Origin of the sequence: Zarconia navalis LEGE 11467 (genome assembly GCF_015207075.1) — a bacterium.
Taxonomy (GTDB): Bacteria; Cyanobacteriota; Cyanobacteriia; order Cyanobacteriales; family Geitlerinemataceae; genus Zarconia; species Zarconia navalis.
The window spans coordinates 1-11,324 of the sequence record NZ_JADEXN010000111.1; the positions used below are offsets into that span (position 1 = coordinate 1).

Genomic DNA, 11,324 nt, shown 5'->3' on the forward strand with positions numbered 1-11,324 from the left:
GAAACCCCCTGGCTGGCGCGCAAACTGGCGGTGGCGCTGCGGGAGAAGGCGCGGGAGGATGTAACGGCGGCGCTGGAATGGTATCGGCGGGCGATTGCCGAAGAACCGGATAATTTGGAACATTATCATCGGGCGTTGGAGTTGAAACCCGACGACGCGCGGCTGTATCTGGGGTTGGGGGATGCCCTGACGCGCCGGGGGAACTCTGCCGGGGCGATCGCATTTTATCAAATGGGGTTGCAACTCGAACCGGAAAATGAGGCGTTGCATTTGGGGTTGGGCAACTGTTTGCTGAAAAAAAAAAGAGTTTTAACCCCTAGCCATTTCTCTAACAACGTCGGGCAGTATCGCATTGCCATCAAAACCTCCGTTCCCAATGTAGAGGTTGCCCGAGAATGGGGAGATTTTCACTTCGCTAATGCCCTCAAACGTGCCTTTGAAAAGCGAGGGCATCAGGTACGGGTGGATTGCCAGGATGCATGGGAGAATCCCGAATCCGATCGAGATGAAGTGGCGATCGTTCTGCGGGGCAGACATGGCTACAAACCCCAACCTAACTGTATCAATTTATTGTGGCTCATCAGCCATCCCGATCGGGTTTCCCTAGCAGAGTTGAACCGATTCGATACCATTTTCGTCGCGTCGGAACCTTATACCCAAAAGCTAACTGCTCAATTGCAAGTGCCGGTTTCTTGTTTGCATCAATGTACCGATCCGGCAGTCTTTTATCCCGAGACTGGAGATACGCAACACGATGTCTTATTTGTGGGCAACTCTCGCAACGTTTTCCGCCCGATCGTTCGCGATGCCTTAGCTGGGGGAATTGATGTGGCAGTATACGGTTCTCGCTGGGAACAGTTTATCCCGAAATCGGTAATAAAAGGGGAGTATATACCTAACGATCGTCTCCATCAAGCCTACTCCAACTGTCAGATTTTACTCAACGATTCCTGGGAAACGATGCGGGATGAAGGGTTTCTCTCCAATCGTTTATTCGATGCGAGTGCGTGCGAAACTTTTGTGATTAGCGATCGGGTGGCGGGATTATCGGAAGTGTTTGGAGAGGCGATCGAAACCCATACAACGGCTGAGGAGTTACACCAAAAAGTTAACTATTATTTGAAGAATATATCAGAACAGCGAAAAAAAGCTCGTCAAGCCAAAGAAATCGTTCTAGCAAACCATACTTTCGATCGACGAGCAAAAAGCATATTAGAAGTTATCGATCGGCTAAGGAGCAAAGCAACTCTTCAGCCGAAGCTACCGAAAAATACATTGTCTCTATTTTATGACAAAGTAGAGAACTTAAACGATAAACAAGAAAAACTGCAACCTTTTTTAACAGAGTTCGCCAAATCGGAAGCGGGATTGAAAGTCCTGACAACTCCAGCGAATCCACCGTTGGTTTCGATTATCATGCCAACATTCAACCGCAGCTATATTATCCCCGAAGCCATTCAAAGTGCGATCGAGCAAACCTATCCGAACTGGGAACTGTTAATCTGCGATGATGGCAGTACCGATGGTACCGAAGATGCGATCGCCGATTTTAAGGATGTCAGAATTCGATATTTTAAGCGTCCTAAAGCTAATGGTTCCGTTGCTCGAAATTTCGGTTTAAAACAGGCTAAAGGAGCATATATTGCTTACCTCGATTCTGATAATATTTGGCATCCACAACACTTACAAGTTTGTGTGAATTCTCTGGTATCTAAAACTGAGTTTAAATGTACCTATACTTGGGCGATCGATTCTGAATTTGATGATGGACGATGGGACTTAAAAGGAACGTACTGTCAACCTTTCAACTACGACAAACTTCTCGAACGCAATTATATCGATCTCAACAGTTTTTGCCACCATCGCAGCGTTTACGAAGCCTGCGGCGGATTCGATGAGAGTTTACTGCGATTGCAAGACTGGGATTTAGTTCTGCGCTACCTCTTTGCCTATTCTCCCAAGGCGATCGAATCTTTTACGGTGCTCTATCGTCGCAATTTGGCTTGGAAGCAAGTGACAAAATTATATGAAAAGACGAATATGCGCGAGATTGTTAGGAAGAAGGCGATCGCCAATTTGGGACGAAATTTTATGGCAAAAAAGGGAATTTTAAATTTGTAGGATGTGTTAGACAGCGATAACAATAACTTTTACTGAGATATAAAAATCTGTCGTAACGTATCATTCTTGATTTTTATTTAATTAATTCTTTTGCGAAAATAATAATATATTTTATATGGATGTTTAATCCTGACTTTTAAAATAGTTGACTGCCATCTAACGCATCTTATGCCAATCTATAAGAATACAAAATGAATGATGTGAATTTAGAACAAATCAAGCTCGATCTAGAACGATCGCAATCTGTTATCGATCGCGCTCAGCAATTTATCAAGCCAAGAAAATCGGTCGATCGAAATCTGCAAGAAATTAAGAATATTCAGCCAAAAAATACATCTCGACTTAGTCCTCACCATCCTCAGGGAATTAAAAAAATTCAAATTGGCTGCGGGCCTAAAAATATTTTACCCGATTGGTGGAATGTAGACATTCGCGATTTTCCCGGCATCGATTGCGTTATGGATGTCACCCAACCTTGGGAATTTACCGGAATCGAGTATATTTACGGCGAACATTTCCTCGAACATTTAAGCTTAGAAGGTGTCGTTTATTTTTTGCGTCACGCTTGGCATAGCCTAAGCAATCGAGGTATGATTCGATTATCAACTCCCGCACTTGAATGGGTACTTTCTACCCATATGAATCTCGCAGAACCCGATGCTAAAACGCGCGTTTCCCAAACTTTTGCTATTAATAAAGCATTCCATGGCTGGGGACATCAATTCCTCTATTCTCAAGAGGTTTTAACCGAACTACTCGAAAATTTGGGATGGACGAATATACAGTACTGTCAATATGGGGAAAGCCAACACGCCGTACTCAGAAATCTCGAACGCCACGGCAAGTATCGCATCCATAACGGCTATCCCAGCGTTTGGATTGTCGAAGCATCAAAATCACCAATATTTCCCGATATTTCAGCTTATGTCGATCGTATCGAAAAGCAGTATATTAATTATGCAAATGCCCAACATTAATGAGTAACAAGTCATGAGCGATCGCTATAGGATGTGTTAGATGGCAACAATCTTGATTCTCAATTGAATCTAATTATCCGTCGTCATACATCACAATTCTGAATTATGACTTAATGACAACTGACTCGCATCAATCCAAGCAATCGCTGCCAAGATTCAGAAGAAACTAGAGATTCAATATTAAAGGAAATTCTTGCTTCTTGGGAGAAATAGGTAAAGTATTCTAGCCAATTTAAGATAAGTTCCGATCGCGAAACAGAGGAATACTCGATCGATTTTTGCAAGCAGCATACCATTTCCTCAAAATTGCGATCGCCATAAGCACGCCAAGCATCCCATACCAAAATTCGATATTCGGTTTGGTTTCGATCGTTCGTTTCTCGTCCTATTTTCTCTCGCAATTCCCATCTTTGTAAAGCAACCGCTTGTTGTTCCAAGTTTTCTTGTTGTCCTTCGAGTTGAGTTTCTGTTTTTTTGAGTACCGATTGTGTAGCTTCAAGAACGGTTTCCATTTGTTGGAGTTGCGTTTGCGATTGTTGTAAAAGTTCCTCAGTACGATCGAGTTTTTCCTGCTTTTTCTCCATTCGATCGCATTTTTCTTTCGCTGCTTTTAACTCTTTCTCTAACTGCTTTATCTTCAACTTAGATTCATGTCGATCGGATCTAAGCTGGGTATTTTCAAATGCCAAACCGCAATTATCTGCCCAGTCTTGTAATGCCCACACTCGGTAGGGCGTTGCTTGCAATTTCTCCTCCCACAGTAGCGGCGGCGTATTTTCGGGATACCACGCTCTAGCATCGAGTTCTCGATACAATTGAATGGCTTCGGGGAAGTAATGGTTAATTAACGAGGCTCGATATTCTGCCGCACTTTGAATCGAAAGCAAACCCGCATCGTAAAGCTCAGGGTTCGGTGAATTTAAATCCCGATCGAACTTTTGATTAATCCCATCGACGTACTGCGACGAACTCTCTGTAATCGAATAAATACTCGCCAACAAACAGCGGTGAGGAAACCGATTGTAAAAATTGAGAATTAGGTGATTGTAGTGCAACCACAGCTTAATCGCCATATCGGGATTGCGCTGAAATGGCTTATCCTCCCGCCGACGGTAGAGAGAGTCTACCACTTCCCAGGGGGCACGATAGATAAACAAAAATTGAGCTTTCGGAAGCAGATTTCCCCAAAACTCTAAAAAGAGTGTCGTTCGCGGTTCCTTCCATCCCCAATTTGAGGCGATCGCATTGCGTTCGACGATTTCTTTTGCCGTATCCACAAATCGATCGTCTACTTCGATCGATTCTTGCAACGTCCACCCCTTATCGGTAATTTCATGCGATCGCAACACCGCTTTGTGAAAGTCGAGAAAATCCAAATTCTCAAAATAACCTTTGACGTTACTTTGATTGCCCGCCATCAACTGCCGCCCAAGATGCAACCCCGCACTTTCGAGGAGAGAAGCCGTTAGAGAACTTCCCGATCGATGCATACTTGTAATAATGAAAGGCGAAGAATGTGCGAGTTTCATAGATTCTAGTGCCGCTACGGGTCATTAAAAATGCGTCTTGAAAAGTTGAACGGGACGGAAACCGACACCGCCCACTTTTCGCAAAATTAAAAATTAAAAATGCTAATTCTACATAGCTTTCACGGGTTGAGAGCTAGGTAATTATTTGTGCCGCGCTGCACTAGTGTATCAAGTTTGTGGGATTGAGGATTCGAGCGTCAAGAAATCGATACTTTCTCAAGACTATTCGTAGGAACTATGACTGAAGACCACTCTCCCTTCGTTGGGGTAACTGTGAACGGTCTGCAATTCAAATACTTCCGGGGAGGAGTTCCGAATCCTCAGTAGAACCAAGGTTACCGGCGGACGATCGAGTGGTCTGTCCGTTTCGCTAGACGGAAACTCAAATGCAAGACCCGCCTCTGTATTGCCATTGGCTTTGCGGATTTGTGCGGCTAAACGTTCTACTTTCTCCTGGCATCCCGTCTCGCTCCAATCTTGGCACCAAACTTGGAAACGGTAGGTACCTTGGTTCAATTTCTCGCATACCTGAGTCAAAGTTCCGCTCAAATCGAGACAACTCAGTCGAGCGATCGCATCAGCCTCTCGTAACTCAAGGCACGCAAGCACTTCAGCGATCGCTCGATCGTCGGGAAATCGAACGCTCATAAAGTGACTCGCACCCAAAATTCCGATGGTTACAGATATACTTTGACCCTCCGTCGGTACGACCAAATCGATCGTTGAGATCGGTTGTAGCACCTCCAAATCCGGTGTTCCGCGCAGCAGCGAATAACATAATCGGGCCGATGAAACGTCTTGGTACGGTACGTCAATCGGGGTTGCCGTCTCCATTTTTATGAATACCCTGAATTAATGACAAGTCAGTTCTGCCTCGATGATTTTCATGACAAATCGAGGAAAATATCGACAATCGCAATGGATTAAAGCCCGATCGATTCAAGCCTCACTCAGTCGAGATTGGATTGTATCTACAACCAACGACGACCGCACTTCAGAAATCAATGACAGGTTTTCAATCCATGAAAGCCTTATCTCGTAAGCATTTTTCCGGCGCGCATTTTGAATGACCCGTAGCGGCACTACTCGACGAAGTTCCATGCAGACTCTAAATACTGCACGATGAGTGTTGGATTGGAAATAGTATTGACCGCTGCTTTATCGGACTCAAGCCAACTTTTCCCAAAGATCGTCGAGGCCCGAAACAACTCGGGGTGAATAAACTCTGTCGAGATTGAGTATTTTTCAATGTTAGCAATTTTCTCTTTGAGATCTCGGGAGTAGTTTTCATTGGAGCGAGTACACAGGTGCCACCCCCACTCACCAAAACTGGGAACGTTCTGGTGATACGGTATCGTATCGAAGCCGGAGGCATTGAGGGTTTTTCCAATTGATAAAAAGGCATCTTTGGCGTGCACGGGACTCGTCGATTGAATTGACATCACTCCAAACCGGGCCAGCCGCTCCCGAACCCGATCGAATACCATGGTGCTGTAGAGCCGAGCTAAGTCGGCCGATGATGGATCGGGAAAATCGATGATAATCACATCAAAGATTTCATCCACATTTTGCAGGAATTTGCTCGCATCAACGTTTAACACGTCAACATCTGCCACTTTTTCAACAATCGGCTTGCCATCGGGGCCGGCCTTTTTCGACTCAAATAGAATCGGTGCCGTCGAAAACTTCTCGCTATAGACGCTGGGGTTGTCGGCAATGGTGATACGAGCATCCTCAAACGCACCCTCATTGACTTTCTTCAAGAGTGGATGGGTTCTGGCCAATTCAACCATTGCCGGATCGATATCCACCAACACGATCTTCTTAACTCCAGGATATTTTCTCACCTCACGCAGGGCCAGACCATCGCCGCCACCTAAGATTAAGACCTTTTCATGTCGAGGTGCCGTTTCCATCGCCGGGTACACTAAAAACTCGTGATAAATTTTCTCATCGTAGGATGAAAACTGCTTGTGGCCGTTGAGCCATAGCTCGACGATTCCCGAATTCGATTCCGTCAAAACGATGTGCTGGTACTGGGTGGTTTGAGTGTAAACAATTGGGTCGTTAAAGAATTTCTGTTCTAAATGCGTAGCAAGGGTGCGGTTTCTACTCATACCAACCGAGAGGAGACACACTGCGAGGAGTAACAAAGCACCGGCTTTAAGAGGCTTGACTTGTTTGCGAAATGTAAAATAGAGAAATGTTATCAATGCAACGACCAGGTTGACGAAAGCCACGAGAAAAGAAAGCTCCGTCAGCGGTCTTCCCGAAGGCATGAGGAATTTAATCCAAACAATCGCCCCCAGAAAGCTGCCGATGTAATCTAAGGAAAAGATCCAAGCGGTATTACTGGCTAAATTCGGGACGAACTGCTCGTTAATGCGCATCACCAACGGAATTTCAAAACCGATTAAAAGTCCTAAAAGACCCACTAACAAAAGACTGAGAATCGGGAAGAATTTTCCAATATGGGCAAAAACAGCTAAGAGGGTTAAAGGCGCGTAAGAACCGATAATCGCCAACAGGACTTCAACAACGACAAACTTTTCAATCAAATTTTTGTTGTTGAACTGGGCTTGTAAAATGCCCCCAAGTCCCATGGTAAGAATCATGATTCCAATGGTGAGCTTCAGTTGCACGTGGGTGCCTCCGAGCAAACTGCCGATAGTCGTACCCATGATGTACTCAGTCACCAACCCCGCAAAGCCGGTGAAGAACATCGATGCCGCCAGAAAAAAGACCGGCCATGAGAATGTTGATTTTTTGGTTGATTTCTTTGAAATCTCAGTCACGATCGATTTACTCCAACCGGGCACTCTACCACGCTAACTTTTTTGATTGTAGGGGAGCGTGTTTGAGAAAATTATGGCGGTGTTCGTGAAGGTTGAACCCAACTCCCCAGTAGGGGTAGGCACGGGGGCACAGTGGTGTCAACTTAAACAATTTCATCGATTGTCAAGTACCTTTCTCCAACCCCCATCAAACCCATGCTCGAACGATTTCACTCTTGTACGCAGGGGCACAACGACCGGCGAGCGCGACCGGGAGGCGTTTCGTCCCCCGGCGGGGGGGTTTGGGGGGAGACCCCCCGATTCCGGGTTTTTCGACGAATTGAGCGTCATTGACAAACCAGCAATTACCTTAAGTTGACACCACTGTGCCCCTGTGTCTACCCCGGTTTGGGATCGACCCAACATGAAAGCCGCTATAAATCGCGAAGTCGATGAGGGTAGACAGTAATGAGTCCTAGCGCGATCGTCCCGATTCCTCTTGCCTCTTCCCAAACGCACCGAGCAGAATATTTCCCGCATCTAAATTGCGAAAGCTTCCGTCAGACTGAGATCGTCGAGGGCAACTTGCAGGCTGAAGTGGGTTTGGGGCAGGGCTTTGAACGGTCGCAGTTGAATATAGAGATCGAGATCCTCGGAGACCACATCTTGCAAGGTTTCCCCCGTGTCGGAGAGCAGCGCTAACTTGAGATTGGGGGGTAAATACCGAGCACCTCGCATAGGATGTACTTGAACCCAAATTCCCACTTTGCGATCGGGATCTTGCGTCAGCGCCACCAACAGGGCGATCGCCCGATCTCCCAACTGCATCCCAAAATCGACGAGTTTGGCGCGTGCCACTTGAGCTTCGGGAACCAGTCGAGTGACTCTCCCCGGGCTGCGGAAGACCAACCCACTCGCATCTCCCGGCGCTGTCGAGGTCTTTTGCGAGATGGGATGCCGGTCGCCCATCAGTGCTTGCATCCATCGATCCCAGTTCGATCGAGTCTGGTGACGATCGGGGACGCGATCGGGTTCGACTTCCCGCAATAATAGCGATTCGGCATCTTGCCACTCGCTTTCAAACTGTTTTCGCAACCATCGGTTCAACTGGATTTCGGGTTGACGAACTCGATCGAGATGAGCGAGCAACCCATCGAGAGATTCGAGTTGGGTCAGAGAAATTGTCCCGTTCCCGGCGGTTTTGACAAATCCTAACAGGGTGGCTGTCGAGTTGGCATCGTCAATCTCGACGATCGCGTACCCCACGCGATCGGTTTGCACTTCTGGTGGAATCGTACACACCCGTGAGGTTTTCGAGTGTCGAGTGATTTTCTCTGAAGTTGGAGCCGCAATGCCCAATGCTTTCACCGGACGGCATTCTAAGGTTCCCACCCCTTCGATTTTCAGATCGGCGACATCGGCGCACATTCGCACTAAGGGGTTCCAACTATCGCTTGCTTCTAAGTTCGTCTCGATCTCCATCAGTTGTAAGTAGTCGCGGACGGCCCAGACTGCAAGGGTATTGAGATAAACTCGTTTAGCGCGATATCGATTGGGTTGTTCGGTGCTAAATTGTCGGGCGCGATCGCGCGCCTTTTGAGTAATGGGTATCGGTAAAGACGTGGTTTCGATCGTAGTGTCAGACATCTCGATGGCAAAAGTTCCCGCTACTATAGATATCCCCGATCTTTGCCAAATTTTCGCAAGCGCGGCAGACATTGGCGTTGGTAAAAGTTGGCCAGGGTTGAGTACGAACAGTCCAAATCTCGTTCTAAGGTCTTCCAGTCGGTTTCGGGGGGCAAACGACGCAAAATTAAGACCTGACAGGTCAAGTCCGGACGACTTTTGATATGAATGCGTCCTAATTCCCTGTTTGCATCCGCAAGAACCCACTGTCGGGTTTCTTCTAAGATGGGGGGAATGTCCGGAGGCGCTGGTAGATTGTCGATCTCGTTAAAAGAGGGGTCGATTTGGAAGGCTGTTGAGTAAACTCGCTGTTTTTCCGGGCGAATCGCCGCCAGATAAAAATCTTGCAGTCGTCGCTTTAAGTATTGGTTGAGCCAAGTCGTCACTTGACTTTTGTGAGGATCGTACTTCGCTCCCGTAGTGCCCTGGCAGAGATTTCGGCACAGGTACAGCCACGTCTGCTGCAACGCATCGGCATAGTAAGGGGTGTTTTCCCGCCATAACTTTCCCGAGTCAAGGATGGCACGCACCAAACGATTAAAGTTTTGACGGCGCTTTAACGAGCCGGGGGGATGACTACAGGTTTCGACTACAAATCGGGCAAGTTGCTCCTCGATGGACTCGGAAGGTTCTCGCGGTCGGCGACTTTCGTCGCCGTTAACCCCCCGATCGTTAGCATTCGGGGGGAGGTAGCGTCCTCGGCAGGTTGCATTCATCCTCACAAATTTTTTAATTTCAATTGACCGACTTAGCACCCAAGTTGGCTGGGGTCAGCCCGAAACTGAGACTTTCCCTTTCATAAACCTATCAGCCTCAATTTAATTTATTTCGCGCAACTTTTGCCCGGTCGAGGTACTCTTGGCTATTTCGATCCGGTCTGGCTCTCTCGATCTTTAAATTCTTGGGTCTCCAACCTGCGTATTTACGGCTTTTCATCCAAGTTTCTCGATGATGCCATCGGTGCAAGAGGTCTTAGAAACTTATATATGAATTTTTACAAAGAAATATGAATTTGGCGAAATTTTTGTTTGGTTTACTGACAAGACAGTAAGTTGGGGCGTTGTTGCCGTAGGTCGAAATTGCTGCCGAGGCGCAGGGATATTGGGGTATTCCCCATCTTACCGGCTTTGGTTCTGAAGGTCTGGCATCCGGTGACTGGCGAGATCGAAGATGTCTCCACTCCAAATCTGTCTACGTTTACGTCAGGGTGAAGCATATGGTTCTAATTCGCGAAATTGTCCGACAAACATTGGAAACGGGTTATCTGAGTTTGAGTGCAGAAGATCGACTGCGACAGCTCTTAACCGATAAGTACGATGTTGAAGACTTCAAAGCTTTTATTCATTTGCAGCAAGCTGCGGTGAAAGGTCAAGTCAAGCAAGAATCTCGCGAGTTGCGCGGCAGCATTCAAACCCGCTAGCGTACAACTCGCGATCGCATAACCTCTGTTCTCGCAAACTGGCAAGCAACGAGTAGCGTGGGTCACCACCCGATAAACGTCATCGCAGGACATCATCGAAGGATGGTGTCCTGACTCCTAACTAGCGCTCCGAAGACCGTTCGTTACATATTTTGAGATGCACGTCGAGAGAGTGCAAGTTAATAGAGTTGTTGTGGAATCAGGATGCTTGCTCACAGCGGTCTTCCCCTCTCGCGCTCGATCGAGAAACGACATCGGGAACATTCTCGGGACGCTAGTGGATGAGGAGAAGCACAAAAAACGCCGATTCGGAAATTGCGATCGGCTGTTCGTGCTAACGCTGCGATTTTATGATTTTGCGAATTAGCGACCGTTGTCGATCGCCTCGATTCCATCTAAAGTGAAGTGTATTCGCAATAATTTGAGATCGAAAAATTTAGGGAGAATCTTTCATGGATCTGGTATCCCTTCAGAGCGGACTAGACAATATTTCCTTCGTCATTCTGTTCGTCACCATGTTGGTGTATTGGGTCGGGGCGGCATTTCCGGGCATCAAATATCTCGCGGGGTTGGGAACCACCGGAATGGCCGTCGGTAATCTTTGTATCGCCGCACTTTTAGGGGCACGGTGGATCGAAGCCGGGTACTTCCCCATCAGTAATTTATACGAATCCCTCTTTTTCCTGACTTGGGGATTGACGGCAGTACATCTGATTGCCGAAGGGATGAGTCGTTCGCGACTGGTGGGAACCGTGACCGCCCCCGTCGCCATGAGCATTACCGCCTTCGCCGCCCTCACCTTACCCGCGGATATGCG

The 11,324-nt window shown here is 47.1% G+C and carries 10 protein-coding genes; 4 read left to right on the plus strand and 6 right to left on the minus strand.

Features of this window, described 5'->3' with window-relative positions:
- Together IQ235_RS08000 and IQ235_RS08005 are read left to right on the plus strand one after the other, a co-directional pair.
- Nucleotides 1-2,121 (plus strand): glycosyltransferase (locus tag IQ235_RS08000; RefSeq protein WP_264320956.1); only part of this gene is annotated, 2,121 nt, incomplete at its 5' end.
- A 191-nt stretch (nt 2,122-2,312) separates the two neighbouring features.
- A complete protein-coding gene (locus IQ235_RS08005) occupies nt 2,313-3,098 on the plus strand; it encodes a class I SAM-dependent methyltransferase (protein ID WP_264320957.1) in 786 nt (261 codons plus the stop codon).
- A gap of 110 nt (nt 3,099-3,208) precedes the next feature.
- On the opposite strand, the gene IQ235_RS08010 is transcribed toward IQ235_RS08005, so the two are convergent.
- The 6 genes from IQ235_RS08010 to IQ235_RS08035 all read right to left on the minus strand — a co-directional run bounded on the left by IQ235_RS08010 (nt 3,209) and on the right by IQ235_RS08035 (nt 10,267).
- On the minus strand, nt 3,209-4,627 hold the full coding sequence (locus IQ235_RS08010; RefSeq protein ID WP_264320958.1) for a hypothetical protein: 1,419 nt from the start codon (nt 4,625-4,627) through the stop codon (nt 3,209-3,211).
- A 222-nt stretch (nt 4,628-4,849) separates the two neighbouring features.
- Complete coding sequence (locus IQ235_RS08015) at nt 4,850-5,461, minus strand: DUF2617 family protein (RefSeq protein WP_264320959.1); 612 nt, start codon at nt 5,459-5,461, stop codon at nt 4,850-4,852.
- 248 nt (nt 5,462-5,709) lie between these two features.
- Entirely contained in the window at nt 5,710-7,422 is a 1,713-nt protein-coding gene (locus tag IQ235_RS08020) for a polyamine aminopropyltransferase (RefSeq protein ID WP_264320960.1), read from the minus strand.
- Between the two features lie 519 nt (nt 7,423-7,941).
- On the minus strand, nt 7,942-9,048 hold the full coding sequence (locus IQ235_RS08025; protein ID WP_264320961.1) for a DUF1822 family protein: 1,107 nt from the start codon (nt 9,046-9,048) through the stop codon (nt 7,942-7,944).
- A 23-nt stretch (nt 9,049-9,071) separates the two neighbouring features.
- Entirely contained in the window at nt 9,072-9,803 is a 732-nt protein-coding gene (locus tag IQ235_RS08030; RefSeq protein WP_264320962.1) for a sigma-70 family RNA polymerase sigma factor, read from the minus strand.
- Nucleotides 9,804-10,120: 317 nt separating this feature from the next.
- Entirely contained in the window at nt 10,121-10,267 is a 147-nt protein-coding gene (locus tag IQ235_RS08035; RefSeq protein WP_264320963.1) for a hypothetical protein, read from the minus strand.
- Between the two features lie 36 nt (nt 10,268-10,303).
- On the opposite strand from IQ235_RS08035, the gene IQ235_RS08040 reads away from it, so the two are divergent.
- Complete coding sequence (locus IQ235_RS08040) at nt 10,304-10,507, plus strand: hypothetical protein (RefSeq protein WP_264320964.1); 204 nt, start codon at nt 10,304-10,306, stop codon at nt 10,505-10,507.
- A 452-nt stretch (nt 10,508-10,959) separates the two neighbouring features.
- Nucleotides 10,960-11,324: cytochrome C assembly family protein (locus tag IQ235_RS08045; RefSeq protein WP_264320965.1), on the plus strand; the 365-nt coding region annotated here is incomplete at its 3' end.

Excerpts from the sequence above, each read along its gene's own strand:
- IQ235_RS08010 (WP_264320958.1), bottom strand. The coding sequence starts at position 4,627 with ATGAAACTCGCACATTCTTCGCCTTTCATTATTACAAGTATGCATCGA.
- IQ235_RS08015 (WP_264320959.1), bottom strand. The coding sequence starts at position 5,461 with ATGGAGACGGCAACCCCGATTGACGTACCGTACCAAGACGTTTCATCG.
- IQ235_RS08005 (WP_264320957.1), top strand. The coding sequence starts at position 2,313 with ATGAATGATGTGAATTTAGAACAAATCAAGCTCGATCTAGAACGATCG.
- IQ235_RS08030 (WP_264320962.1), bottom strand. The coding sequence starts at position 9,803 with ATGAATGCAACCTGCCGAGGACGCTACCTCCCCCCGAATGCTAACGAT.
- IQ235_RS08025 (WP_264320961.1), bottom strand. The coding sequence starts at position 9,048 with ATGTCTGACACTACGATCGAAACCACGTCTTTACCGATACCCATTACT.
- IQ235_RS08040 (WP_264320964.1), top strand. The coding sequence starts at position 10,304 with ATGGTTCTAATTCGCGAAATTGTCCGACAAACATTGGAAACGGGTTAT.